The sequence below is a fragment of the Komagataeibacter sp. FNDCF1 genome (assembly GCF_021295335.1).
Lineage (GTDB): Bacteria > Pseudomonadota > Alphaproteobacteria > Acetobacterales > Acetobacteraceae > Komagataeibacter.
Genome location: NZ_JAIWOT010000001.1, coordinates 3135794 through 3160409, shown reverse-complemented (window position 1 = coordinate 3160409; position 24616 = coordinate 3135794). Strand labels below are relative to the sequence as shown.

The 24616-nt window shown below is 66.0% G+C and carries 21 protein-coding genes; 4 read left to right on the top strand and 17 right to left on the bottom strand.

What is annotated here, in order from left to right; all coding sequences use genetic code 11:
- Positions 1–12: 12 nt before the first annotated feature.
- From gltX to LDL32_RS14845, 4 genes are all read right to left on the bottom strand, one after another.
- On the bottom strand, positions 13–1350 hold the full coding sequence (gene gltX / locus LDL32_RS14860; RefSeq protein ID WP_233068168.1) for a glutamate--tRNA ligase: 1338 nt from the start codon (positions 1348–1350) through the stop codon (positions 13–15).
- 72 nt (positions 1351–1422) lie between these two features.
- Positions 1423–1791, bottom strand: coding sequence for a hypothetical protein (locus tag LDL32_RS14855; protein WP_233068167.1), 369 nt, complete (start codon positions 1789–1791; stop codon positions 1423–1425).
- Positions 1792–1841: 50 nt separating this feature from the next.
- The gene (locus LDL32_RS14850; RefSeq protein WP_233068165.1) at positions 1842–3008 is read right to left on the bottom strand and encodes a nicotinate phosphoribosyltransferase; all 1167 of its coding nucleotides are present in this window, start codon (positions 3006–3008) and stop codon (positions 1842–1844) included.
- A 27-nt stretch (positions 3009–3035) separates the two neighbouring features.
- On the bottom strand, positions 3036–4439 hold the full coding sequence (locus LDL32_RS14845; RefSeq protein ID WP_233068163.1) for a class II 3-deoxy-7-phosphoheptulonate synthase: 1404 nt from the start codon (positions 4437–4439) through the stop codon (positions 3036–3038).
- Positions 4440–4745: 306 nt separating this feature from the next.
- On the opposite strand from LDL32_RS14845, the gene LDL32_RS14840 reads away from it, so the two are divergent.
- Positions 4746–5096 (top strand): hypothetical protein, encoded by a 351-nt coding sequence (locus LDL32_RS14840; RefSeq protein ID WP_233068161.1) that lies wholly within the window; start codon positions 4746–4748, stop codon positions 5094–5096.
- A 156-nt stretch (positions 5097–5252) separates the two neighbouring features.
- On the opposite strand, the gene gorA is transcribed toward LDL32_RS14840, so the two are convergent.
- Together gorA and LDL32_RS14830 are read right to left on the bottom strand one after the other, a co-directional pair.
- Positions 5253–6653 (bottom strand): glutathione-disulfide reductase, encoded by a 1401-nt coding sequence (gene gorA / locus LDL32_RS14835; protein ID WP_233068159.1) that lies wholly within the window; start codon positions 6651–6653, stop codon positions 5253–5255.
- Between the two features lie 126 nt (positions 6654–6779).
- Positions 6780–7658, bottom strand: a complete 879-nt coding sequence (locus LDL32_RS14830) for a ferredoxin--NADP reductase (protein ID WP_233068157.1) — start codon at positions 7656–7658, stop codon at positions 6780–6782.
- Positions 7659–7949: 291 nt separating this feature from the next.
- Between LDL32_RS14830 and LDL32_RS14825 the strand changes: the two genes are divergently transcribed.
- Positions 7950–10400 carry a helicase-related protein gene (locus LDL32_RS14825; RefSeq protein WP_233068156.1) on the top strand — a complete coding sequence of 817 codons (2451 nt, stop codon included), beginning with the start codon at positions 7950–7952 and terminating at the stop codon, positions 10398–10400.
- Positions 10401–10544: 144 nt separating this feature from the next.
- On the opposite strand, the gene serS is transcribed toward LDL32_RS14825, so the two are convergent.
- The 8 genes from serS to LDL32_RS14785 all read right to left on the bottom strand — a co-directional run bounded on the left by serS (position 10545) and on the right by LDL32_RS14785 (position 19079).
- Positions 10545–11816: a serine--tRNA ligase gene (serS, locus tag LDL32_RS14820; protein WP_233068154.1), complete on the bottom strand. Its 1272-nt coding sequence runs from the start codon at positions 11814–11816 to the stop codon at positions 10545–10547.
- Complete coding sequence (tatC, locus tag LDL32_RS14815; RefSeq protein WP_233068153.1) at positions 11816–12628, bottom strand: twin-arginine translocase subunit TatC; 813 nt, start codon at positions 12626–12628, stop codon at positions 11816–11818. The genes serS and tatC overlap by 1 nt, the downstream gene beginning before the upstream one ends.
- Before the next feature lie 7 nt (positions 12629–12635).
- Complete coding sequence (gene tatB, locus LDL32_RS14810; RefSeq protein WP_233068152.1) at positions 12636–13208, bottom strand: Sec-independent protein translocase protein TatB; 573 nt, start codon at positions 13206–13208, stop codon at positions 12636–12638.
- 78 nt (positions 13209–13286) lie between these two features.
- Entirely contained in the window at positions 13287–14063 is a 777-nt protein-coding gene (scpB, locus tag LDL32_RS14805) for an SMC-Scp complex subunit ScpB (protein WP_233068151.1), read from the bottom strand.
- A complete protein-coding gene (locus tag LDL32_RS14800) occupies positions 14063–14938 on the bottom strand; it encodes a ScpA family protein (protein WP_233068150.1) in 876 nt (291 codons plus the stop codon). Before LDL32_RS14800 ends, scpB begins: the two co-directional genes overlap by 1 nt.
- Positions 14939–14945: 7 nt before the next feature.
- Positions 14946–15986 (bottom strand): SPOR domain-containing protein, encoded by a 1041-nt coding sequence (locus tag LDL32_RS14795; RefSeq protein ID WP_233068149.1) that lies wholly within the window; start codon positions 15984–15986, stop codon positions 14946–14948.
- Positions 15983–17788, bottom strand: a complete 1806-nt coding sequence (gene argS / locus LDL32_RS14790) for an arginine--tRNA ligase (RefSeq protein WP_233068148.1) — start codon at positions 17786–17788, stop codon at positions 15983–15985. The genes LDL32_RS14795 and argS overlap by 4 nt, the downstream gene beginning before the upstream one ends.
- 112 nt (positions 17789–17900) lie before the next feature.
- Positions 17901–19079, bottom strand: coding sequence for a deoxyguanosinetriphosphate triphosphohydrolase (locus LDL32_RS14785; protein WP_233068146.1), 1179 nt, complete (start codon positions 19077–19079; stop codon positions 17901–17903).
- 126 nt (positions 19080–19205) lie between these two features.
- Here LDL32_RS14785 and LDL32_RS14780 point away from each other — a divergent pair, with 126 nt between their 5' ends.
- Together LDL32_RS14780 and LDL32_RS14775 are read left to right on the top strand one after the other, a co-directional pair.
- Positions 19206–19571, top strand: a complete 366-nt coding sequence (locus LDL32_RS14780; protein ID WP_233068144.1) for an iron-sulfur cluster assembly accessory protein — start codon at positions 19206–19208, stop codon at positions 19569–19571.
- Positions 19568–20353 (top strand): exodeoxyribonuclease III, encoded by a 786-nt coding sequence (locus tag LDL32_RS14775; protein WP_233068142.1) that lies wholly within the window; start codon positions 19568–19570, stop codon positions 20351–20353. Before LDL32_RS14780 ends, LDL32_RS14775 begins: the two co-directional genes overlap by 4 nt.
- Here LDL32_RS14775 and LDL32_RS14770 read toward each other — a convergent pair.
- The 3 genes from LDL32_RS14770 to mtnA all read right to left on the bottom strand — a co-directional run bounded on the left by LDL32_RS14770 (position 20328) and on the right by mtnA (position 24240).
- Entirely contained in the window at positions 20328–21212 is an 885-nt protein-coding gene (locus tag LDL32_RS14770) for an EipB family protein (protein WP_233068140.1), read from the bottom strand. The two genes, LDL32_RS14775 and LDL32_RS14770, sit on opposite strands and share 26 nt — an antisense overlap.
- 5 nt (positions 21213–21217) lie before the next feature.
- Positions 21218–23014 carry an aspartate--tRNA ligase gene (gene aspS, locus LDL32_RS14765; RefSeq protein WP_233068138.1) on the bottom strand — a complete coding sequence of 599 codons (1797 nt, stop codon included), beginning with the start codon at positions 23012–23014 and terminating at the stop codon, positions 21218–21220.
- A 134-nt stretch (positions 23015–23148) separates the two neighbouring features.
- Entirely contained in the window at positions 23149–24240 is a 1092-nt protein-coding gene (gene mtnA / locus LDL32_RS14760; protein ID WP_233068137.1) for an S-methyl-5-thioribose-1-phosphate isomerase, read from the bottom strand.
- Between the last annotated feature and the right edge of the window lie 376 nt (positions 24241–24616).

Genomic DNA, 24616 nt, shown 5'->3' with positions numbered 1-24616 from the left:
GGCCTTTTTATATCAGCGCGCTGCGATCTGCAGCCGGTCAGCCACGCGCGCCCGGCCCATGAGCGGCAGCAGGTCGCGCATTTCCGGCCCGCTGTCCTCCCCCGTCAGCGCCAGGCGCAGCGGGTGGAACAGGGCGCGGCCCGTGCGGCCTGTGGCCTCTTTCACGGCGGCGGTCCATGCCTTCCATGTCGTGCCATCCCACGGTTCCGCAGGCAGCGACTCCAGCGCCTGCAGCAGGAAGGGACGATCCGCTTCATCAATGACCGGGGGCACGATCCCGCCGGCCATGACATCCCACCAGTGGCGCAGTTCGCCCGCCATGTCCACATTGCCCCGCACCGCAAGCCAGAAGGCTTCGGTAGCCCCTTCGGGCAGGCGCGTGCGGATTTCCTCAAACGGCATGGCGTGCATGACGCGACGGTTCAGCCCCAGCAGCTGGCGCATGTCGAACCGCGCGGCGGAGCGTGAGACACGACCGAGATCGTAGCTTCTGGCCAGTTCATCGAACGACAGCGGTTCCGGGTCATCGGCGCTGCCAAGCCGGGCGAGATAGGAGACGATGGCCGAAGGCTCGATCCCGTCCTGCCTGAGCGCGCGAATCGACAGTCCATCAAACCGCTTGGACAGCTTGCCACCACCTTCATCCAGCAGAAGCGGCAGGTGGGCAAAAGTAAACTGGTTGCGTTTCGCGCCCAGTGCTTCCGCGATGTCAATCTGCACGCCGGTATTGGTCACATGGTCCTCACCCCGGATGATGTGGGTGATGCCCAGTTCCATATCATCCACGACAGAGGCCAGCGTATACAGCACCGTGCCATCCGCGCGCACCAGAACCGGGTCGGAAATGGCAGGCAGCTTGACGCGCGACGGCCCCATGACCAGGTCGTTCCATTCCACCGTACGGTGGTCGGACAGCCTGAAGCGCCAGTACGGCACCTTGCCATTGGCTTCGGCCTGCGCACGCTGCTGCGGTGTCATGCGCAGCATGGCGCGGTCATACAGCGGGGGCTTGCGCATGCGGATGCGCGCCTCACGCTTGGAGGCGAGTTCCTGCTCACTTTCAAAGCACGGGTAAAGCCGCCCGCTTGCCTTCAGCTTTTCAATGGCCAGCGCGTAACGCTCCAGCCGGTCGGACTGGCGCACGAATTCATCCCAGCCGATGCCCAGCCAGCGCAGGTCGTCCTGCAGGGCCTGCACGTATTCCTCTTTCGAGCGACCGCGATCAGTATCGTCAATGCGCAGCAGGAAGCTGGCCCTGTGGCGGCGGGCGAACAGGGCATTGGCAATGGCCTGACGCGCATTGCCGACATGGATCAGCCCGGTCGGGCTGGGCGCAAAACGGAGTTTCATGCCCCCTATATGCGGCGATTACGCCCCGAACACCAGAGAGCACATGACCCGACCCGCCATGAAACGGCGCGTTCAGTCCGCCTCTTCATCGTCCGTGTTGCGGCGCGGGTCGAAGGCGCGCCAGTCGCGCTCCATCGGTGTTGCCGCGTGGGCCGCGAAATCATCGAGTTCGTTGGATGAACGCCAGCCCTGGTCGCCCGCTTCCAGCACTTCCGCGTCCTCCCCGAAGGTAAACCACGCCTTGAGCACATCAGCCGGGGAAAGGCCCGCCATACGGCAGCGTTCGATACTGTCGCGCACATAGGCACGCGCGAAGGCGTTGGCCTGGATCAGATCGGGGAAGCCGCCCACTTCCTCGACAATATTGTCTTCCGCACCGCCCGACAGATCCAGAATCCGCACACGCCAGCCCCCTTCGGGGGCAAAAATGGTCTCTGACAAGATGAAGCCTTTCGTTAAACGGTCGCGTAACGGCGGCGGTGCCGCGTGCCCTAGCGCGCGCGGTTGTGGCGCAGCAGGAACTCGCGCCCGGCCTTGACGCGGGGCATGTCGTCATAGGCCACGATATCCGCCGTGGCATAGGTCTCGGACCAGTGGTCGGGAATGAAGGAGCCGGTGCCGATCACATCCACCGGGGCATGGGCGTCGGCCATGCTCAGGCATTTTTCAACACTGAAGCCCGAGGACGCGACGATGCGCACATGCGCGAATCCCGCCTCGTCCAGCGCCTCGCGCATGCGCCAGATGGCGGCGGCCGACACGCCGGTGCCTACCAGATAGCGCAGTTCCTTGTCCGATCGGTAGCGCCTTATGCTGCCCGGCGTATGACGCTCCAGCACGTCATAGGACGATTGCGGGTCCAGCCCCTCCAGAAAGCGGCCACCATGGGTATCCAGCCGCACGGCCAGCCGCCCTGTGGCCGCAAGATCGGGAAAATGGCGGCAGACTTCCAGCGCATCCGTCACCTCGCGCCCGAAATAATCGACCAGCACCACAAGATCCATTTCCGGATAGACCTCATGGAACATCTCGGCGGCGCGCAGGGTGGACCCGGCATAGCCCACCAGCGCATGCGGCATGGTGCCCAGGCCCCGGGCCGTGCCGAAATAATGCGCCGTGGCATCATTGGCGCCACCAATAAAGCCCAGTGCGCCCTCCTTCTGGGCGGCGTGGCTGCCGACGGAGGCGGCATAGGCCATCTGTTCCTGCATGCCAAAGCCCGCGCAGTGCCGGGCCTCCATGGCCATGAAGCGCACATGCGGCAGCGCCATGGCCATCTGGTAGGCATTGTGGGCCGCGACACAGGCGGGACCAAGGCGCTGGAGCAGCAGCGTCTCCAGCGTCGCGAGCTGTGCAAACGAACCGGTCACGTAGGCAAGCGGTTCACCCGCGCCCACCCATGTCCCCTCGGGGAACATGAGGTCGCATTCGATCGTGATCCCGCGCTCGGCCGCCACGGCATGCAGCCAGTCCACCATAAGCCGCGGGGCAGACACGACGGGACGGCGCAGGAAAATGGCATAGGTCACCTTCCTGTCGCCAAAATGTTCGACGATGGCCCGCGTGCGGTTGAAATACGCATCCGTGCGGGCGGCGATCACATCGTGCTCCACCGCGCCGGCATTCCGGTCACGGGCTGTCCTGTCACGCTGGGTCATGGTCACTCCGTTCCTGTCCCGACGGGACTAGCGTGCCCCGGCCGCCATGCGATGCATCCGGGTCTTGAGCTCCTCGGCCAGACGGAACGCCATCTCCAGCGACTGCTCCGCATTCAGCCGCGGGTCACAGAAAGTCTCATAGCGCTCACCAAGGTCATCTTCCGTCAAGCGGTGGGCACCGCCGATGCACTCGGTCACGTTCTGGCCGGTCATCTCGAAATGCACGCCGCCGGGGTTGGCGCCGGCGGCCTCGAACACATCGAAAAACCCGTGAATCTCGGACAGGATGGCATCGAACGAGCGCGTCTTGACACCCGTCGAGGTCGAACTGGTGTTACCGTGCATGGGGTCGCACAGCCATGTGACCGTGCGCCCCGTAGCCATCACTTTTTCGAGCAGCGGCGGCAGATGGTCGCGTACCTTGCCCGCCCCCATGCGCGAGATGAGCGAGATGCGTCCGGCTTCATCGGACGGGTTGAGGATATCGAGCAACTGCTCAAGGTCCTCGATGGTGGTGGTGGGACCGACCTTGATGCCGATGGGGTTGCGCACGCCGCGCAGGAATTCCACATGCGCGCCATCGGGCTGGCGCGTACGGTCGCCGATCCATACGAAATGGGCCGAGCAGTCATACCATTCGCCCGATGTCGAATCGATACGGGTCAGCGCCTGCTCATAGGGCAGCAGCAGGGCTTCGTGCGAGGTATAGAACTCGGTCTCGTCAATCTGCGGCGTGGTGGCCGCCGTCAGGCCGCAGGCGGCCATGAAGTCCAGTGTTTCGCCAATGCGTTCGGCAAGCTGGCCATAACGCTGGGCCAGCGGCGAGCGCTCGACAAAGCCCAGGTTCCAGCGATGCACCTCATGCAGGTTGGCATAGCCACCGCTGGCGAAGGCGCGCAGCAGGTTCATGGTGCCGACGGACTGGAAGTAGCCGGTTTCCATGCGCTTCGGGTCGGGAATGCGCGCGGCTTCCGTAAAATCCGAACCATTGATGATGTCACCGCGATAGGACGGCAGGGTCACCCCCCCCTTCGTCTCGTTATCGGACGAACGCGGCTTGGCGTACTGCCCCGCCATGCGCCCGATCTTGATGACCGGCACCTTGGCGCCAAAGGTCAGTACCACCGCCATCTGCAGCAGCACGCGGAAGGTGTCGCGCACGATATCGGCGGTGAACTCACTGAAGCTTTCGGCGCACGCGCCGCCCTGCAGCACGAAGGCCTGCCCGGTGGCGGCCTTCGCCAGATGGGCGCGCAGGCGCCGGGCCTCCCCGGCGAAGACCAGCGGCGGGTAGCGGCGCAGGCGGGCCTCGACGCCGCTCAGGGCCGTCTCATCGGGGTATCGCGGCATCTGCCGCGCCGGAAACGACCGCCAGCTCTCCGGCGTCCAGGCCTGCCGGGAAGAACTGCTGTGGCTGTGCGTCGCACTCATGGGTCGGATCCTAATTCCTCTTGATACAAGACAGTCCCCGCCACCCGCGGCGGAAGGGCAGTCTTTATGTCGAAAAAAGACCGCCATGGCAAAGCCTGTTCTGCCCCGGCCCGGCATCGCGGCGCGCAATGCCCGTACAAAATGTTGCATCCGGGCCACAAAACGGCCCCGCCCATGGCCTTGACGGTCGCAATACGGTAAAGCGTACCCATATGTAAAACTGACATGGTTGGCCTGTCGGACCACGCCTTTCCCCTGTGGCGCATGGTTGGCATGGTGATTGCCCAGCTAAAAGGATTACGGATCATGGCCACGACGATGCGTGGGAAATTCTTAACCGCCCTGTCCGCAGGGCTGTGCCTGTTCAGCGTGACGGCCATGGCCGCACCGCAAGACAGCGGTGATGACAGCAACAGCCAGAGCGAAGACAAAATGACCGTTCATGGCCAGCGCAACCATCTTCCGCCCGGGTACGAGGAAGCGCCTTCCATGGAACTGAACCATGGGCCGGACCCCGACCATCTGGAACATGTGCACCGTGACTCGGTCACCGGCACCGACCTGTCCAAATTCGGTTCCGCATACCAGAGCAGCGGGATTAACGGCGATGGCCAGCTTGGCGATTCCACCGGCAATGGCTGGGTGGCCCCGCGCTAGGCCCGTTCCTGCCTGCTGTATGAAAAAAAACCGTTGCCGGAGCAGACCCGGCAACGGTTTTTTATTGAATGCTGCCCGGACCGGCCTGCAAATCATGAAACCGTTTTTGGTGGCGCTTCCGGACAGACGGCGGCGCCCGGAAGCCTTTATCCTGTTTTAATCCACCTTGTGGGGTGTGACGCGCGTGCGCGTCCGCATGGTCACGAATTCCTCCGCCGCGGTGGGGTGAATGCCTATGGTACGGTCCCAGTCCGCCTTGGTCAGCCGTGCCGTGACCGCGATGGCCAGGCCCTGCATGATTTCGGGCGCGTCATCACCCAGCATGTGCGCGCCCACCACCACCTGCGTGGCCTGATCGACCACCAGCTTCATGAAGGTGCGCTGTGCACGGCCGCTGAGCGTATTGCGCATGGGGCGGAAGCGGCTGACATACACATCCACATCGCCTTCCTTCGCCGCCTCGGCCTCCGTCAGGCCGACGCTGGCGGCGGTGGGGGTAAAGAACACGGCCTTGGGCGTGGTGGCATAGCACCACTGCCGGGGCGGGGCCGCGCCAAACAGGCGGTCGGCCAGGTTATGCCCTTCGGCAATGGCGACGGGGGTCAGGTTCAGCCGGTTGGTCACATCGCCAATGGCGTAGATGCCGGGCACGGATGTCTCGCTGTTTTCATCCACGATGACGCGCCCGTTCTCCTGCATCGCAACCCCCACCTGCGTCAGGCCCAGATGGGTGATCTTGGGGTGGCGGCCAGTGGCGAAGAACACGCAGTCGGTTTCGATCCGTGTGCCATTATCAAGGCTGACCGAAAAACTGCCGTCTGCGCGTTTCCCGATTTCGGTGGGCGATGCCCCTGCATGCTGGCGGATGCCACGCAGGTCGATGGCGTCATGCACGGCATGGCGCAGGTCGGCATCGAAGCCGCGCAGCGGCTGGGGCTGGCGGTAGACCAGGTCCACCTCCGAACCGAAGCCACGGAATATGCCGGCAAACTCCACCCCGATATACCCCCCGCCAACCATGCACACCCGCTGGGGGCGTTCCTCGAGGTGGAAGGCCTGATCGGAGGAAATGGCGTATTCCGCGCCCGGTATTCTTGGCACGGTGGGCGTGGAACCCACGGCAATGACAATGCGCGCGGCCGTAACACGGCGGGGCTGTGCCTGCGGGGCCAGTGGCGAGGGATCAATGCGGATGGTATGCGCATCCTCCAGCGTGGCATGGCCGGTAAACAGCGCCACGTCCGCCTTTTCCAGCATGGAGACATAGATACCGTTGAGGCGTTCGATCTCACGGTCCTTGGCGGCGATCAGGGCAGCCCAGTCATGCTGGCCGCGCTTCGTGTTCCAGCCGAAGCCGTGGCTGTCCTCCACCCAGTCGCCATAGTCGCTGGCCTGGACCATCAGCTTCTTGGGTACGCAGCCAAGGTTGACGCAGGTGCCGCCCCAGTGCCGGCTTTCCGCCACCGCCACGCGCGCGCCGTGGCTGGCCGCGATGCGCGCGCAGCGCACCCCGCCGGAGCCCGCGCCAATTACGAACAGATCAAAATCATGACTCATGCCGGTTGTGCATCCTGTCTCGGCCGGACGGGACAGCACGCCGCACGCCGGCTCTCCCGCCGCGCTGGCATGCGGCGGGACCAATAAAAAAACCCCGGCCATGGTGTGTGGCCGGGGGCTTGGGGATCAGCGTTCAGCGAATGCCTTTTCCACCACATAGGCGCCGGGGTTGGAGTTGTTCCCCTCGTCAAAGCCACGGTCCTGCAGCAGCTTTTCCGTATCGGCCAGCATTTCGGGCGAACCGCAGATCATGACGCGGTCATGCTCGGGGTCCAGTTCGGGAATGTTCAGGTCGGTAAAGATTTTGCCCGTCTCGATCAGCTTGGTGATGCGGTCGGTCACCGCGAATTCCTCACGCGTTACGGCGGGGTAGTACAGCAGCTTGCCGCTCACGTCCTCACCCAGGAACTCGTGCTCGGGCAGTTCGTGGCGGATGTGGTTGGAATAGGCCAGTTCACCCGAGATGCGCACCGTGTGGCTCAGGATCACGTGGTCGTAGCGTTCGTAGCATTCCGGGTCCTTGATCAGGCTCATGAAGGGCGCAAGCCCCGTGCCGGTGGACAGGAAATACAGGTTGCGGCCCGGACGCAGGTTGTCCAGCAGCAGGGTGCCCACGGGCTTGCGGCCGATCAGCACCTTGTCCCCCACCTTCACATGGCGCAGGCGTGAGGTCAGCGGCCCGTCGGGCACGGCGATGGACAGGAATTCGAGGTGGTCCTCGTAATTCGCGCTGGCAATGCTGTAGGCGCGCAGCAGCGGCTTGCCCTCGACCTCGATGCCGATCATCGTGAACTGGCCGTTCTCGAAGCGCAGCGCGGGATCGCGCGTGGTGGTGAAGCTGAACAGCCGGTCGGTCCAGTGATGGACGGACAGGACGGTCTCCGCATTCAGGTGGCCGTATTCCTTGGTCGGCTCGGCAAGGTGGAACACGCCTGCCTGACCCTCGACCGGGGCAAGACCCGTCAGCATGGTCTCGGCGGTTGGCACAATCAACGTATCGGACATCTGGTTATCACTCTCCCGGCTGGACATGACGCAGACACAGGATTTCCTGAAACATGCGCCCCGCAACGATATCGCTCAGGCGGGCATGTCTAGGCCATCCACAGCGTGGAATTCCAGCACAAACAAACATATCACGCGCCACGGGAAGCTGAATTCACCGCACAATGCCCATTCCGGGGCGCTCATGTCACGTCACATGCGTACGATGCGGGCTTCTATTCAATGATTTCACGCGCGGATGCAAGTACTGAGTCCATTGTCCCGACCGCGCGGATGACGCACATAGGCAGTATGACTTCTGAATTCCCCGACCGGGCCGCCCCTGCCCTGCTGGCGCTGGACGCGGCGATTGCCGCAACCGGCCTGCATGTTGAAACCCGTGAACGCCCCAAGCTGGAGCGCGTGATCGCACGCATGCTGCCCCCCGGCGCCCAGCGGATAGACGATGCCGGCTTCCGCACAGCCCTGTGCACCGTGCGCCGCAAGCCATGGGGCTCGCGCCTGATGGATCTGACCCGCCGCGCAGGGCAGGTATGGGTCACGCGCGCGGATACGGAAGCCGCCGCCATGACGGTGGACGACCCCGAACCCGACGATGCCCGCCTGCTTGCAGCACTTGCCCCCGTGCTGCGCGAGAAACTGCGCGCGCAGGGTGACAGTCCGCGCGCGGCCATGGATAACGTGCGTGGCGACCTGTTTGATGGCACGGGCCGCACGCTTGCACCTGCCGGGACCCGCACCCTTGCCCTGGCCGTGGCGGATGCGTTCGCGCTGCCGGACCCCGAAGCCTTCGCCGCCGAGATGGAGCGCGAGGATACCAGCCGCCGGGACCGCGACACCCGGATAGAAGAAACGGCGCGCACCCGCCGGCGCGAGGAAGTGCTGCGCCTGCGGGAGTGGGAAAAAAGCCTTGTCCCCTTCAGCGACGTGCCCGGCCTGCTGCGCTGCTCCCAGCGCGAGGCGCTGCGCTGGATTGCCGAAAACCGCCTGCCCGTCGCCCGCCGCGTGCCCCAGCCGGGCGGGCAGGAACGCTGGGAGTTCGACCCCGGCGAGCTCATGGCGCTGCGCCAGCAGCTTCCCCAGTGGCGCAGGGAAGGACCGGAAGGCCCGGGCCGCGCGCCGCTGGCCCCTGACCTTGGCAACCAGCGCATCGGCAATGCCGTCATCGCGCAGGTCGCGGCCCTTGACCGCTATGCCGCCCATTTCCGCACGGCGCGCGCGCTCAATCGTCGCATCACACTGGTGACGGGGCCGACCAACAGCGGCAAGTCCCACACGGCACTGGATGCGCTGGCACAGGCGCAAAGCGGGCTGGCGCTCGCCCCGCTGCGCCTGCTGGCCCATGAGTTCCGCGAGTCGCTGACCGCGCGCGGCGTACCCACGTCACTTGCCACGGGGGAGGAACGCATCGACGTGCCCGGCAGCCGCCATCTGGCCGCCACCGTGGAAATGTGCCCGCTGAACAACCCGGTCGATGTCGCGATCATCGACGAAGCCCAGATGCTGACCGATCCCGACCGGGGGGCGGCATGGACGGCGGCCATCATGGGCGCACCCGCGCGGCACCTGTTCATCCTTGGCGCGCCAGACTGCATTCCCATGGTCAGGCGCATTGCCGAACTGTGCGGCGACCCGGTGGATGAAATCCGGCTGGAGCGCAAAAGTCCGCTGGTCGCCGCCGAACGTTCGGTCAGCCTGCACGAGTTGCAGAAGCACGATGCGCTGATCGCCTTCTCGCGCCGCGAGGTGCTGGACCTGCGCGCGCTGCTGCTGGCGCAGGGCAAGCGGGTTGCGGTGGTATATGGCGCGCTCAGCCCCGAAGTCCGCCGGGCGGAGGCCCAGCGTTTCAATGACGGTGACGCCGATATCCTGATCGCGACGGATGCCATCGGCATGGGGCTGAACCTGACCATCCGCCGCGTCGTCTTTGCCGCCCTGCGCAAATATGACGGCAACCAGACGCGCGATCTCAACCCGCAGGAAGTCAAGCAGATCGGCGGCCGCGCCGGGCGCTACGGCAGGCATGAACAGGGTATCGTGGCCGTGCTGGAGGGCGTGGGCAGCCCGTCCTTCATCCATGCCATGCTGGCAGCGCCCCCCCAGCCGATCGAGGACATGCGCCCGCAGGTGCAGCCGGATGCGGATATCGTGCAGGCCGTTGCCGCCGAAATCGGGTCCGACAGCCTGTTCGGCGTGCTGGTGCGCATCCGCCGCGCGGTGCTGCGGCGGGACGACCCGAATTACCGGCTGGCCAACATGGAACAGGCCTTCGCCATTGCCACGGCACTGGAGGGTGTGGCCGACCTGACGCTGGCCCAGCGCTGGGTTTACGCCATGTGCCCGGTGGATGACCGTGACAACGGCATCCAGCGCCTTGTGCACTGGGCGGCGGACCACGCGGCGGGCAATGCCGTGCCGCCGCCGGGCACGGGCCGCCTGCCGCCCGCCGAACGGGCCGAGCGCACGGAACTGGAACGCGCCGAAAAGCGGCACAAGCGGCTGGTGGCTTGGCGGTGGCTGGCGCTGCGCTTTCCCGAAGCCTATGTGAACCGCGAGGACGCCGAGGCCACGACCGCGCGCCTCAATGACTGGATCGAGGACGTGCTGCGCCAGCAGAGCATCCGCGCCCGCGCACCCGGCGCGTCCCCTTTCCGCCCGGACAGCCGTGCCAGCCCGCCCGGGCGCCGCGGCCGCGATGGCGGGCCGCCAAAAGGAAAGCGCCCCCATCGCAAGGGGCGCTGAACTTCATCAGGTCACTTGCTGGCAGGGAATAAAGGTTTCCGGGTACCGCCTTTATTTTAAAAAGGCGGCATTCCCTGAAGCTTTCTGGAAAAAAGCTTTACCAGAACCTTCCTCTGGTTTCCTGCCCGTGCCGCGGGCGGGCGTTTACGCCCGACGGATGACCTCGATACCACCCATATACGGCCGCAGTACATCGGGCACCGTAATGCTGCCGTCCACGGTCTGGTAGTTCTCCATCACCGCGATCAGCGTGCGGCCCACGGCAAGACCGGAACCGTTAAGCGTATGGACAAAGGCAGGCTTGCCATCCGCGCCACGGTATCGGGCATTCATGCGCCGGGCCTGAAAGTCGCGCGTGGTGGAGCATGACGAGATCTCACGCCATGCCTTCTGCCCTGGCAGCCAGGCTTCCAGATCGAACGTCCTGGCCGCGCCAAAACCGGTATCACCCGCGCACAGCAGCATGCGGCGGTAGGGAATGCCCAGCTTTTCCAGCACCATCTCCGCGCAGCGGGTCATGCGCTCGTGCTCGGCGTCACTCTCCTCGGGCGTGGTGATGCTGACCATCTCCACCTTCTGGAACTGGTGCTGGCGCAGCATGCCGCGCGTATCGCGCCCCGCCGCCCCCGCCTCGCTGCGGAAGCATGCGGACAGCGCGACCATGCGCTGCGGCAGCGCGTCCGCGGGCAGGATCTGCGCGCCCACAACGGCTGTCAGCGGCACTTCCGCCGTGGGAATCAGCCACCGCCCATCTTCCGTGCGGAAGGACTGGTCGGCAAATTTGGGCAGCTTGTCGGTGCCATACATGGTCTCGCTATTGACCAGTACCGGCACGGCGGTTTCCGTATAGCCGTTCTCGCCCACATGCAGGTCGAGCATGAACTGGCCAAGGGCGCGCTCCAGGCGGGCAAGCTGGCCACGCAGCACCACGAACCGCGCGCCGGACAGGCGGGATGCGGTCTCGAAATCCATCAGGCCCAGCGCCTCGCCCAGTTCGAAATGCTCACGCGCGGCAAAGGTGAACTCGCGCGGTGTCCCGAACTGGTGCACCAGCACGTTCGCGCTTTCATCCGCGCCATCGGGCACGCCTGCATCCAGCCGGTTTGGCAGGCGTTCCAGTGTTGCACGGATCTGGCCGTCCAGTTCGTCCACGCGGGCCTGAAGGTCTTCCATGCGGGCCTTGGCACCGGCCACTTCCGCTTCCAGCGCCGTGCTGTCACCGCCGGTCCGGCGCAGGCCCCCGATTTCCTTCGATATCTGCCTGCGCCGCGCCTGGAGTTCCTGCAGCGCGGTCTCGGCCGCGCGGCGGTCGTGGTCCAGCAGCAGCAGGGCCTGTGCCACGGCAGGCTCTCCCCGCCGCTTCAGGGCGGCATCAAAACCTTCGGGGTCGGCGCGGAGGGCGCGCAGGTCATGCATCAGGTCGTCTCCTCGGTTGCATCAGGCGGATTGCGCGGCTCGACAAGGCGGGCGCAGAGAATGGAGATTTCGTACAGCCCGATCAGCGGCACGGCCAGTCCGGTCTGGGTAATCACGTCGGGCGGGGTCAGGATGGCGGCGACCACGAACGCCCCCACATAGGCATAGCGCCGCACCTTCGCCAGTCCCTTCGATGTCACCAGCCCCACGCGCGCCATCAGCGTCAGCACAACCGGCAGTTCGAACGCCATGCCGAACGCCAGGATCAGCTTCATGACCAGCGAAAGATATTCCGATACCTTGGCCTGCAGTTCGATCTGCAGCCCGTCCTGCCCGTCCGCCGTCTGGAAGGACAGGAAGAACTTCCACGCGGCGGGAAAAATGAAATAATAGGCCAGCGCCGCACCGATCGTGAACATGATGGGGGTGGCCACCAGGAATGGCGCGAAGGCCCGCTTCTCGCTACGGTACAGCCCGGGTGCGATGAAGATCCACGCCTGCACCGCCACCATGGGAAACGACAGGCACGCGGCACCGAAGAAGGCGACCTTCATGTAGGTGAAGAAGGCTTCGTACAGCGCGGTATAGATCAGGTGCGGCTGCTCACCCTTCTGGCGCATGATGGCACCCAGCGGCCTGGCCAGGAAGAAATAGATCTGTTCCGAATAATAGTAACAGACGGCAAAGCACACCACGAACGACGCCATGGACCACAGCAGCCTGCGCCGCAGTTCGACCAGGTGCTCAAGCAGGGGCATGGGCTGGTCGTTGATCGTATCATCGGGCTTCAGGGTCTCGTCTCCTGCGTCCATCGTGGTCTTATTCCCGCCCGCCAGAGGTGACGGAGACACGCTGCCCCCTGTGGATGACACGCACCGGCGGCAGGAAGGCGGGCGGCGTCAGGCCGGGCAGTTCGGCGGCGATGCGCCGCGCGGTGCGCGGCGGGAGAAAGACCGGGGCATCGACCACCAGCGTGTCCTCCACCGGCGCCACCGGATCGGCCAGGGGCGGGATATGGTGACGGGTGGGAATCCTCTGTTCGGGCAGCGCATCCATGGGCTGTGGGGGAATGACGGATGGCGGCAGGGCGGTATCGGCCGCGGGCCGCGTATCATCCAGCGAACGTCGCAGCGCGCCGTCACTGTCAATGGCGTCCATGATCCTGTCACGCACGTTCATCCGCCTGAGCTGGCCCAGCTGCTCGCGGGCTTCGCCCAGGTCGGCCTCGCGCACCATTTCATCCACATGGGACTGGAATTCGGTGGCCAGCCCGCGCGCCTTCTTGATCAGCCCGGTCACCGTGCGGATGGCGACAGGCATGTCCTTGGGTCCGATCAGGAGCAGGCCCACCACCCCGACCAGGGCAAATTCAGACCACGCGAAATCGAACATGACCAGTTTCCTTCACCACCGCGCGGCTGGCTGCCCACCCGCGCAAACCCGCATACCACCTATCGTCCCGCACACCTATCACGACGCGGGCGGGTCAGGAACCTCGTCCGGCGCATCCGGGTCCGGCGCGCCAGAATCCGGCATATCGAGGTCCGGCACACCGGAGCCCGGCACATCAAGGTCAGGCGCCCCCGCCGCATCGGGGTCCGGGACGGCGGGCGCCCCGGTTCCTTCCTGCGGCATGCCCGTATCGGGCACATCAACCAGCAGTTCCTCGCGCCGGGGCAGGTCACCCAGATCCTTCAGCCCGAAATGCCGCAGGAACCCTGCCGACGTACCCCACAGGATGGGTCGCCCCGGCACTTCCTTGCGCCCCAGCGGCAGGATCAGTTCCGCTTCCAGCAGGGTGTCCAGCACCTGCTGGCTCAGGCTCACGCCGCGGATTTCCTCGATCTCGGCACGCGTGCAGGGCTGGTGGTAGGCAATGATGGCCAGCGTTTCCATGGTGGAGCGTGCAAGCCTGCGCGGACGCGGCATGACACGGGTCAGCCGCGGCGCAAGGTCGGGTGCCGTGCGGAACTGCCATCCCCCCGCCACCTCCACCAGCACCACGCCGCGCCCTTCATACTGCGCGCCAAGGGCTGCAAGGGTGGCGGCAACATACGCATCGCGGTCCGTGACGTCATGCGGGATGCCGCCCTGCGCGGTCAGGACCTCGGCTATGGCCCGCGTGCTCAGCGGGTCGGCGCGGGCAAAGACCAGCGCCTCGACCAGCCGCAGGGAAAAAACGCGCACCGCGACCGGCTGCGGCACGACATCATCGGGTAGCAGGCCAGCCTGCCGCTCATCTGTCATCAGGCCATGTCCTTTCCGGGTTGTGTTCCTTCGTCCATCCGTTCACGCAGCAGGATACGGCCGAACTGTTCGGTCTGCCGCAGCTCGATCGCGCCGTTGCGCGCCATTTCGAGACTGGCCAGCAGCGTACCCGCCACGGCGGCCCGGCGGCCGGTTTCCGCCATGATGTCCGTCATGTCGGGCCGGGGCGGCAGGTCGGGCAGGAAACGCTCCAGCCCGCACCAGTCATCCACCCGTGCATCCGGCGTGCCCAGCATGCGCCGCAGCCGGCCCAGCGCATCCTGCACCGTCCAGAACCGCAGCACCCGCGGCTGGTAGACGGATCTGCGCACCCGCCTGCGCATGGCGGCCATGTACCCGCGCATGAGTTGCGGCACGTCAACCGCCAGGCCGGAGCGGTCAACCGCCACAAGACTTTCCGCCTGCCCGCGCGCGAACACGTCAAAACCCAGCTGGGCACGCGCGCCCAGCCAGCGGCCAAGCTGGACCATGCGCTCGAGTTCCAGCAGCCGTTCATGCAGCAGGGCCGCCGCTTCCTCGGCATCGGTGGCTTCGTCATCATCCTCGGGCAGGAGCAGCCGGGATTTGAGCCATGCCAGCCATGCCGCCATGACCAGCCAGTCCGCCGCCTGCTCCAGCCGCACCACGCCGTGGGCGGCCCGGACCACGGCCAGGTACTGCTCCACCAGCTGCAGGATGGAAATGCGCCACAGGTCAACCTTCTGCGCGCGCGCCAGTTCCAGCAGCAGGTCCATCGGCCCCTCGAACCCCTCCAGATGCAGTATGGGGGCCGAGGAAGACACGACCGGGGCGGTGGCAGGTCCGTTGTCCTGCCCGCTCACCCGTCCCGGCCGCTGCACGGGGGCCTGCGGCATGGGGCCATCAGGAATGGACCGGATCGCATGGCAGGCTTTTTGCCCTGACCTTCTCGCACAGCGACGTGGCCTGTGCCTTGCCCAGTCCCTTGACCCGCAGGCGGTAGAACGTCTTGCCATTGCGTTCCGCCTGAACCACGGCAGGCTGGTACGAACCGAACACGTCAGGGTAGCGGGTGACGAGCCGGTTCCAGCTTTTCAGCGCCGCTTCATGCGTATCGAGGGCCGCAAGCTGCACGCCATAGCTGCCTGTTCCCTGGCTGCCGGTGGCACGCGGCACGGGTGCCGGCAGGGCACGGGGCGCAGGGGCGGGGGCTTCATCCTCCGTCGTATCCTGCGCCGCCTGCCGTGCCGGTGCGGACTGGGCCGGTGCGGACTGGGCCGGTGCGGACTGGGCCGGTGCGGGTTGGGCCGGTGGGCCGGAGAGGGCCGCATTCGCTGCGGGGGGCGGCGGGGCGGATGCCGGGCCGGCGGGGGCGCTGCCTGAAGCCGCCCCGTTTTCATCCCCTGCTGCCGTCTGGCCATACTGGCGGGCCATGGCGTCGGGCTGGGGCTGTTCGGGTGGCGGGGATAGGCGCATCACCCCGCCATCACCCGGCATGCCATCGGCCGCGCCCAGGATCTGCATGCCACCCGGATCGGCGGGCTTGACCCGTACCGGCCCCGGCGGTGGCCCCAGCACGGGAATGCCATCCTGATGGTGGCCGAACAGCGACCAGCCCCCAATGGCCACCACCAGCACGCCGCCCAGTCCGGCGGCACCATAGACCAGTTTGCGCGTAAGCGGGTCATCGCCCAGCAGGTTGCTGCCCGCGAACCGCGCCATCATCGCCCTGATGTCAAACCCGCCGCGCCCGCGCGCGGGCCGGCCGGCATGCGTGTCCTCCAGCGGGTCGATGGGGGTGCGCGGTTCAAGATCGGGGTTGGAATCAGCACCCATGCGCTCCCGGCCCGCGGCGGGACGCGTGGCATAGGGGTCGGGTGCGGGCGGGTTTGCCTGCCTGTCCGTGGGGGGGGCGCCGGGGGGCGGCGTTTCGTCAGGACTCATCGCATCTCCTCGACCGGCTGTACGCCGAGTACGTTCATCCCCGATCGCAGCACGGTTGCCGTGGCTTCGACAAGGGCGAGCTTCATGCGGGTGGTGGTGACATCGTTCTCCTGCAGGAAGCGCAGGGTGGTGTCATCGCGGCCCCGGTTCCACAGGGCATGGAAATCCGATGCCAGTTCATTGAGATAGAAGGCAATGCGGTGCGGTTCATGCGCACTGGCCGCGGCCTCCACCATGCGCGGCCACTGCGCCATGCGCTGGAGCAGCGCAAGTTCCGCATCCGATGTCAGGCCCGACAGGTCGGCCGCGCGCAGGTCAGCCGGGGTGAAGGGGGCCGGGAATACGCCCTTCTCCACCATCTCGGCGGCACCACGCAGTACCGAGCGGCAGCGCGCATGGGCGTACTGCACGTAAAAGACCGGGTTGTCGCGGCTCTGCGCCACCACCTGATCCAGGTCGAATTCCATCTGGGCATCGGCCTTGCGGGTCAGCATGGTAAAGCGCACGGCATCGCGGCCCACCTCGTCAATCAGGTCGCGCAGGGTGACGAAGGTGCCCGCGCGCTTGGACATGCGCACCGGCTGCCCGTCGCGCACGATGCGCACGATCTGGCACAGCAGCACGTCCAGAACCGGCTTCCCGTCCGTTGCCAGTGCCGCCACGGCCGCCTTCATGCGGGTGACGTAACCGCCATGGTCGGCCCCCCACACATCCACCAGCACATCCGCGCCGCGGCGGATCTTGTCGGCATGGTAGCCGATATCATTGGCGAAATAGGTATTGGACCCGTCGGACTTGCGCAGCGGGCGGTCCACGTCATCACCGAATTCGGTGGAGCGGAACAGGGTCTGGGGCCGGGCTTCCCAGTCATCGGGCAGCTTGCCCTTGGGGGGCTCCAGCACGCCTTCGTAAATCAGGCCTTTGGCATTGAGTGCTGCAATGGCGCGGTCGGTCTCGCCATCGGCCAGAATCTTGGCTTCACTGGTAAAGACATCATGATGCACGCCAAGGGCTGCCAGATCCTCGCGGATCATGCCCATCATGGTATCCACCGCTTCCTTTTTCACGGTGTCCAGCCACAGCGTGGGTTCGGCAGGCCGCAGGCCGGGGGCGGCCAGCGTGTCACCATGCTTTTCAGCCAGCGCCTGGCCCACGGGCACAAGGTAGTCGCCGCCGTACTGGACCTTGCCGCCGGGCACGGACTGCGCGAATTCCTCCTCGCTCAGGGCGGTACCCAGCGCCTGCAGGTAGCGCCAGTAGGTGGCCCATGCCAGTGCGATCACCTGCGCGCCGGCATCGTTGATGTAATATTCCTTGGTCACCGCGTAGCCCGCCTTGGCCAGCAGGTTGGCCAGCACGTCACCCACCACCGCACCCCGGCAGTGCCCCACATGCATCGGCCCCGTGGGGTTGGCGGAGACGTATTCCACGTTCACCTTCACCCCGTTGCCGGCGGTGGAGGTGCCGTATTCCTCCCCCGCCACCAGCACGGCATGCGCCACGCCCTGCCATACGGCGGGGGTCAGCCGCATGTTGACAAAGCCGGGGCCTGCCACCTCCGCCTGCGCGATGCCGGGCACGGTTGCCAGGGCCGTGACCAGTTCGCCTGCAATATCCGCCGGGCGGCGGCGCGCGGCCTTGGAAATGACAAGGGCCGCATTGGTCGCCAGGTCGCCATGCGCGGGATCACGGGTGGGCGTGACCTCCACCCGCGCCAGGGCCGCTTCGGGCAGGTCGGGCATGATCGTGCGCAACGCATCGCGCACATGCGTAAGGTAACGGGCGAACAGACAGTCTGACATGCGGTTTGGTTTCCCGACAAAAACAGTAACGGACCCTGTGGCCCGGCATGGATGACCCGCGACGGCCCGCCCGCAAGACGGGCAGCAGCCGGACAGGCGTGCTGCGGGTGTTTCACCCCGGGGAGGACAGGTCCGTCAACCGTCGATATTCCTCCATCGCGCAGCGATCGGTCATACCGGCAACATAATCCGCCACCTCGCGGCACGCACGCGCCATATCACCCCCATCGCGCGCGGCAAGGGCCGCCTCGCGCCAGCCATCGGGCAGCAGGGTCATGTTATCCGACAGGATGGAGAAGATCGATTCGACCGTAAGCCTTGCCTTGCGCGTCATGCGGTTGACGCGCCAGTGCCGGTACAGCCGCGCATACAGGAATTTGCGGATTTCCAGATTGGCCGCACCAATCCCGGGGCTGTAGGCCACGACCGGGCGGGCGGCGTGGCGGATGTCATCCGCGCTGCGGGGGGCCAGCCGTTCAAGATTGCGCTGGGTCTGGCGGATCAGGTCCATGGCCAGCGTGTTGATGACGCGGCGGATGGTCTCGTGGCGCAGGCGGGGGTCGTTGTTGCCGCCCGCATGCGTGGCCTCGTGCTGGGCGCGGCGGGCCTCGGCCAGCGCCTCGCCCACCACGGGCAGGGTCTCGAGTTCCTCGATATGCAAAAGCCCCGCCCGCAGCCCGTCATCAAGGTCGTGGGCATGGTAGGCGATATCATCGGACAGGGCGGCCACCTGTGCCTCGGCGGAGGCATAGCTTTCCAGTTCCAACCCGTGACGGGCGGCGTACCCGGCCACATAGGGGGTGGGATGGTCCACGGGGCCGTTATGCTTGGCCAGTCCTTCAAGCATTTCCCATGTCAGGTTCAGCCCGTCGAAGGCGAAATACCGGCGCTCCAGCAACGTGACCAGCCGCAGGGACTGGGTGTTGTGGTCAAAACCGCCCCATGGCTTCATGGCGCTCGCCAGGGCTTCCTCCCCCGCATGGCCAAAGGGGGTGTGGCCAAGATCATGCGCCAGGGCCAGGCCTTCGGTCAGGTCTTCCTCCAGCTGCAGCCTGCGCGCGATGGAGCGGGCGACCTGGGCCACTTCCAGCGAATGGGTCAGGCGCGTGCGGAAGAAATCCCCTTCATGGTTGAGGAACACCTGAGTCTTGTACTGCAGCGTACGGAAGCCCGACGAATGCAGCACCCGGTCGCGATCACGCTGCCATGGGCTCCGGGTCGGGGCCTCGGCCTCCGGGTAAAGCCTGCCACGGGCGGTGGCGGGCTGGACAGCATAGGGTGCAGTACTCATATAAGATCAGGATCCAGCCATGGATGGAACGGCACATGATGATACCGTCCCCATCCATAACCCGCGCGCGCGCCGTGGCCAACATGATCCGGCCCCGCCGCGCCGCATTGACCATGGTGAAGCCCGATGTCCCAGCCCCCTGCCCCCGCCACCGATGGCTTCCGTGTATCGGAATCGGCCGCGCGCCGCCTGCGCGAGATCCTGGATGAACAGTCCCCGGCCCCAGATGGCGAACCCGCGCTGCGCGTTGCGGTGGAAGCGGGGGGATGCAATGGCTTCCAGTACAAATTCGCGCTCGATAACACCGTGGCGCCCGATGACACCGTCATTCCCGCCGGCACGGCACGCGTGCTGGTGGACCCGGCCAGCCTTGACCTGCTGGCAGGGGCCGAGCTGGACTTCAACGACAGCCTGATGGGCGCGCATTTTACCGTGCGCAATCCCAATGCCGCGTCATCATGCGGGTGTGGCACCAGCTTCTCGGTCGAATGATGAAACTCGTTACCTGGAACGTCAATTCCATCCGCCAGCGCTGTGACCATGTGCTGGACTACCTGGCCCGCGAACAGCCCGACGTGCTGGCATTGCAGGAAATCAAGTGCGCCACCGACATCTTTCCCGCCGGTGCATTCGCGCAGGCCGGGTATGAACGCACCGTGGTCGGGCAGAAAAGCTATAACGGCGTGGCCATCCTGTCCCGCCAGCCGTTTGAAGTCACGCATACCGCCCTGCCCGGCTGGGAGACCGACCCGCCGCAGGCCCGCTATGTAGAAATACGCACGGGCGGGCTGGTGGTCGGCAACCTGTACCTGCCCAACGGCAATTCCGGCGGCGGTCCGGGCTACGACTCCAAGCTTGCCTTCATGGAGGCACTGGCCCTGCATGCCGGTGGCATGCTTCAGGCCGGGCAGGATTTCGTGCTGATGGGCGACTACAATGTCTGCCCCACCGATGAGGACTACGCCCCCGGCGCCCTGCCGCCCACCGATGCGCTGGTCCGGCCCGAAAGCCGGGCCGCCTTCCGCCGCCTGCTATGGCTCGGGCTTACCGATGCGCTGCGCGCACTCCACCCCACCGGGCGGTTCTATACGTTCTGGGATTATCAGGCCGCTGCCTGGCAGCGTGACAGCGGGCTACGCATCGACCACGCCCTGCTCTCCCCCCGGGTGGCGGAACGGCTGCTCGCTGCCCTGCCCGCGCGTGACGAGCGCGGCAGGGCCCAGCCATCGGACCATGTGCCGCTGGCCATTACGCTGGCGGATGCAACCGCCTGAGCGGCGGCAAAGCCGGCACGCTGGCCGGGGCGGGACAGTGGCCCGGCATGGGCAGCAGCCGGAATTCCCGCAACGTGCCCGCCATGCGGAACTGGCCGAAATCCATGTCCACCCGGTCGGCCACGCCATTGGCAAAGTAGCGCATGCCGGTCTCGAATATGGGCGTCATGTCGCGGGTGGCGGGATTGTAATAGGCCACGTGCACCCGCTGCGCCGCCATGCCGTTCAGGACGGGAAAGGATGTGTCGACCGGCGTCTCCTGCCCCAGCAACAGCACGTAGGTGCCCAGCGCCCCGGTTTCCACCGTACCATCGAACAGGCTGGGCGCGATCTGCCTGCGCCCCGTCTCCCCCGCCGCGATCACGGCTGCGGTATGCGCCACGGGGAACAGCGTGCCCGCCGGCAGCACCACGTCATGCGGGGTGGGGGCCGTGTAGTGCACGGAACCGCCCGTGGGGCGCATATTGGCCTCCCCCGCTATGCGGGGGGCAGGATGACCGTTTTCCGTCTGGTCGGCGCGGAAGACGAGGGATGAGCCGTCCTTTTCCTCTAGCACGGCGTAATCCGAATCGCTGACCGATTCGCCGCCGTCCCGGTCCACCGTGCGCAGGTGCAACTGCTGCTGGGTCGACCATGCCGAACACATGTCCGACAGGACGAAGGTCAGTTTTCCCTCCGCCGTAACGACATCTCCCCCGCTTACAGCCACCAGCGTCAGGTCATACACCGCGCGATGGGCCGCCATGGCCGGGGCCGCCATGGCATGGCCATGCCACAGCCATGCGGTCGAAACCCCCGCCGCCACCCAGCCACGGGCCAGCCATCCGGCGCGGCCGCGCTGGGGGGCAACAGGGTGCATGCGGGTCAGCTCTTGGCCTGGCCGGGCTTGGGACGCGGCAGGTCAAGGGCGAGCGAGAGTTCCTTGAGCCGCTGCGGCTCGACCGGGGCGGGCGCGCCCATCATCAGGTCCTCACCCTGCTGGTTGAGCGGGAACAGGATGACTTCGCGGATGTTCGGTTCATCAGCCAGCAGCATGACCATGCGATCCACACCCGGCGCCGAACCGCCATGCGGCGGCGCGCCATAGCGGAAGGCATTGAGCATGCCGCCAAAACGGGCCTCGACCTCGCTGGCGGGATAACCGGCAATCTCGAATGCGCGGATCATCACGTCGGGCTGGTGGTTACGGATCGCGCCCGAGGACAGTTCGATGCCGTTGCACACGATGTCGTACTGGAACGCCTTGATGGTCAGCGGGTCCTGATTCTGTAGCGCGTCCATCCCCCCCTGCGGCATGGAGAACGGGTTGTGGGAGAAGTCGATCTGCCCCGTTTCCTCGTTACGCTCGTACATCGGGAAATCCGTGATCCAGCAGAAGCGGAAGGCATTCTGCTCGATCAGGTCCAGTTCGGTCGCAACCCGCGTGCGCACGGCACCCGAGAACTTGACCATCTCATCGCCCTTGCCCGCGACGAAGAACACGGCATCACCTGCCGTCAGGCCGGTCTTTGCACGGATGGCCTCGATCCGGTCGGCCTCGAGGTTCTTGGCGATCGGGCCCTTGCCGCCATCTTCGGCAAAGATGATGTAGCCCAGCCCACCGGCGCCGGATTCGCGCGCCCAGCTGTTCAGCTTGTCAAAGAACGCACGCGGGCGGTCGCCAGCACCCGGCGCGGGGATGGCGCGGATCTGCCCGCCATCGGCGGCGATGCGCGCGAACAGGCCAAAGCCCGAACCGGCAAAGGCTTCGGTCACGTCCGACAGCTTCAGCGGGTTGCGCAGGTCGGGCTTGTCGCTGCCATAGACTTCCATGGCCGTGGCGTAGGGAATGCGCTCGAACGGGCCCTTGCTGACGATACGGCCACCGCCGAACTCGCGGAACACGCCTTCCATCACCGGCTCAAGGGTTGCGAACACGTCTTCCTGTGTCGCGAACGCCATCTCGAAATCAAGCTGGTAGAATTCACCGGGCGAGCGGTCGGCGCGGGCCGCTTCATCACGGAAGCAGGGCGCGATCTGGAAATAGCGGTCAAAACCCGCCACCATGGCAAGCTGCTTGAACTGCTGCGGTGCCTGCGGCAGGGCGTAGAACTTGCCGGGATGCATGCGCGCGGGCACCAGAAAGTCGCGGGCCCCTTCGGGCGAGGACGCGGTCAGGATCGGGGTCTGGAATTCCATGAAGCCCAGGTCCGTCATCCGTTTGCGCAGGCTGGCAATCACCTGCGCGCGCAGCATGATGTTGCGATGCACCTTGTCGCGCCGCAGGTCGATGTAGCGGTAGGTCAGGCGCAGGTCCTCGGGGTAGTGCTCGTTGCCCGCAACCTGCAGCGGCAGCACGTCGGCGCTGGACTGGACATCGATTTCACGCGCGCGCAGTTCGATCTCACCGGTGGGCAGGTTGGGGTTTTTTGTCGCGCCATCACGCAGCACGACTTCGCCCGTGACCGTCAGCACGCTTTCCACGCGCACGCGTTCCGCCGTTTCCAGCACGGGGGAGCCTGCGGGGATCACGATCTGCGTCATGCCGAAATGGTCGCGCAGGTCAATGAACAGCAGGCCGCCATGATCGCGCTTGGAATGTACCCATCCCGAAAGGCGGGCCGTCTGCCCGGCATCGGCGGCCCGCAGGGCCGCGCAGCTATGGGTACGATAGGGATGCATGATCTTGTCCTGATTCTACCAGATTTGGGGGAGTGCGCCCCGTGGGGCCACACCCGGTTGCAGGCGCGACAAAGCCAATCCCGCCCGCCCGTGTCAAGGTTATAGGTGAAGGGCCGTGCCCTGCGCGGGCCTGCTCAGACGTATTCGGGGAACAGGTCGCACAGCCCGTCCGCCGTGGCGGGGCAGCGGCCGCGCTCGGTAATCAGCCCGGTCACGAGGCGCGCGGGTGTCACGTCAAACGCCGGGTTGGCGGCTTTGCTGCCATCGGGCACAAGCTGCACGCCGGTCACGCTGCCGGCTTCGTCACGGCCCTGAATGTGGGTGACCTCGCGCCCGTCACGTTCCTCGATGGGGATTTCCTTCACGCCATCGCTGATGGTCCAGTCGATGGTGGTGGACGGCAGCGCCACCCAGAAGGGCACGCCATTGTCACGGGCGGCCAGCGCCTTGAGATAGGTGCCGATCTTGTTGGCCACATCCCCCGTGCGGGTCACGCGGTCGGTACCCACGATCACCATGTCCACCTGGCCATGCTGCATCAGGTGGCCACCGGCGTTATCGGCAATGACCGTGTGCTTCACCCCGTGGCGGCCCAGTTCCCATGCGGTCAGCGACGCGCCCTGGTTGCGCGGGCGGGTTTCATCCACCCACACATGTACGTCAATGCCCCGGTCATGCGCCATGTAGATCGGCGCCAGCGCCGTACCCCAGTCCACGGTGGCGATCCAGCCTGCGTTGCAGTGGGTCATGATGTTGACCGGGCCGGGACGGCGGGCAGCGATTTCCTCGATCAGTTCAAGGCCCTGCCGGCCGATGGCCTCGTTCTGGATCACGTCCTCATCACAGATGCGCCCGGCTTCGTCATACGCCGCCGCCACGCGATCCGCGACCGCCGTGGTGCGCAGGCGGGTCAGCATGCGCCGGATCGCCCAGCCAAGGTTGACCGCCGTGGGCCGGGTGGCTGCAAGCATGGCCGCATCCCGTTCCATGGCTTCATCGCTGCTGTCACGGCGCAGGGCCAGCGCCAGCCCGTAGGCGGCCACGGCACCAATCAGCGGCGCGCCACGCACCTGCATGGTACGGATGGCATGCGCCACCTGGTCACGTTCGGTCAGGCGCAGGATATCCAGCGACCATGGCAGCCGGGTCTGGTCGAAGATATGGACCGACCAGCCATCATCCGTGTCCACCCATACGCTGCGATAAGAGACGTTATCAATCTTCATATAATACGTGCCGCCATCCAAAAACCGGAACACACAAAAGGGCGCGCAGGGAAGCATCCGCCCCGCCGGCATTCAAGCCCCTTCGGCCCCGAATACTTCACGAACCGGCAATATGGGCCTTTTGTACAACGTGGCAACATGGCCCTGCACCCGCCGGGCAACCATCATACAGGCTGTCCGCATGGTATTCCACACCGGAGCGCATGCCCGGTCGTGCATGTGGTCCTGCCGCCCTACACAGGAAAGGGGGCGGGAATGATCACGCCGTGGGAATGCACGCAAGAAATACTGCGGTTCATGACGGGCACACGGCCCCATGGCGCGGCAGACAGGGGAATGATGGCTGACGGCCGCCAGGAACAAAAAATCCCGCCAT

Coding starts and splice junctions, on each gene's coding strand:
- serS (WP_233068154.1), bottom strand. CDS start 11,816: ATGCATGACCTGCGCGCCCTCCGCGCCGACCCCGAAGGTTTTGATGCC.
- LDL32_RS14785 (WP_233068146.1), bottom strand. CDS start 19,079: ATGAGTACTGCACCCTATGCTGTCCAGCCCGCCACCGCCCGTGGCAGG.
- scpB (WP_233068151.1), bottom strand. CDS start 14,063: ATGACAGATGAGCGGCAGGCTGGCCTGCTACCCGATGATGTCGTGCCG.
- mtnA (WP_233068137.1), bottom strand. CDS start 24,240: ATGAAGATTGATAACGTCTCTTATCGCAGCGTATGGGTGGACACGGAT.
- LDL32_RS14780 (WP_233068144.1), top strand. CDS start 19,206: ATGTCCCAGCCCCCTGCCCCCGCCACCGATGGCTTCCGTGTATCGGAA.
- gltX (WP_233068168.1), bottom strand. CDS start 1,350: ATGAAACTCCGTTTTGCGCCCAGCCCGACCGGGCTGATCCATGTCGGC.
- argS (WP_233068148.1), bottom strand. CDS start 17,788: ATGTCAGACTGTCTGTTCGCCCGTTACCTTACGCATGTGCGCGATGCG.
- aspS (WP_233068138.1), bottom strand. CDS start 23,014: ATGCATCCCTATCGTACCCATAGCTGCGCGGCCCTGCGGGCCGCCGAT.
- LDL32_RS14775 (WP_233068142.1), top strand. CDS start 19,568: ATGATGAAACTCGTTACCTGGAACGTCAATTCCATCCGCCAGCGCTGT.
- LDL32_RS14825 (WP_233068156.1), top strand. CDS start 7,950: ATGACTTCTGAATTCCCCGACCGGGCCGCCCCTGCCCTGCTGGCGCTG.
- LDL32_RS14830 (WP_233068157.1), bottom strand. CDS start 7,658: ATGTCCGATACGTTGATTGTGCCAACCGCCGAGACCATGCTGACGGGT.
- LDL32_RS14795 (WP_233068149.1), bottom strand. CDS start 15,986: ATGAGTCCTGACGAAACGCCGCCCCCCGGCGCCCCCCCCACGGACAGG.
- tatC (WP_233068153.1), bottom strand. CDS start 12,628: ATGGACGCAGGAGACGAGACCCTGAAGCCCGATGATACGATCAACGAC.
- LDL32_RS14800 (WP_233068150.1), bottom strand. CDS start 14,938: ATGCCGCAGGCCCCCGTGCAGCGGCCGGGACGGGTGAGCGGGCAGGAC.
- LDL32_RS14845 (WP_233068163.1), bottom strand. CDS start 4,439: ATGAGTGCGACGCACAGCCACAGCAGTTCTTCCCGGCAGGCCTGGACG.
- LDL32_RS14770 (WP_233068140.1), bottom strand. CDS start 21,212: ATGCACCCTGTTGCCCCCCAGCGCGGCCGCGCCGGATGGCTGGCCCGT.
- LDL32_RS14850 (WP_233068165.1), bottom strand. CDS start 3,008: ATGACCCAGCGTGACAGGACAGCCCGTGACCGGAATGCCGGCGCGGTG.
- gorA (WP_233068159.1), bottom strand. CDS start 6,653: ATGAGTCATGATTTTGATCTGTTCGTAATTGGCGCGGGCTCCGGCGGG.
- tatB (WP_233068152.1), bottom strand. CDS start 13,208: ATGTTCGATTTCGCGTGGTCTGAATTTGCCCTGGTCGGGGTGGTGGGC.
- LDL32_RS14840 (WP_233068161.1), top strand. CDS start 4,746: ATGGCCACGACGATGCGTGGGAAATTCTTAACCGCCCTGTCCGCAGGG.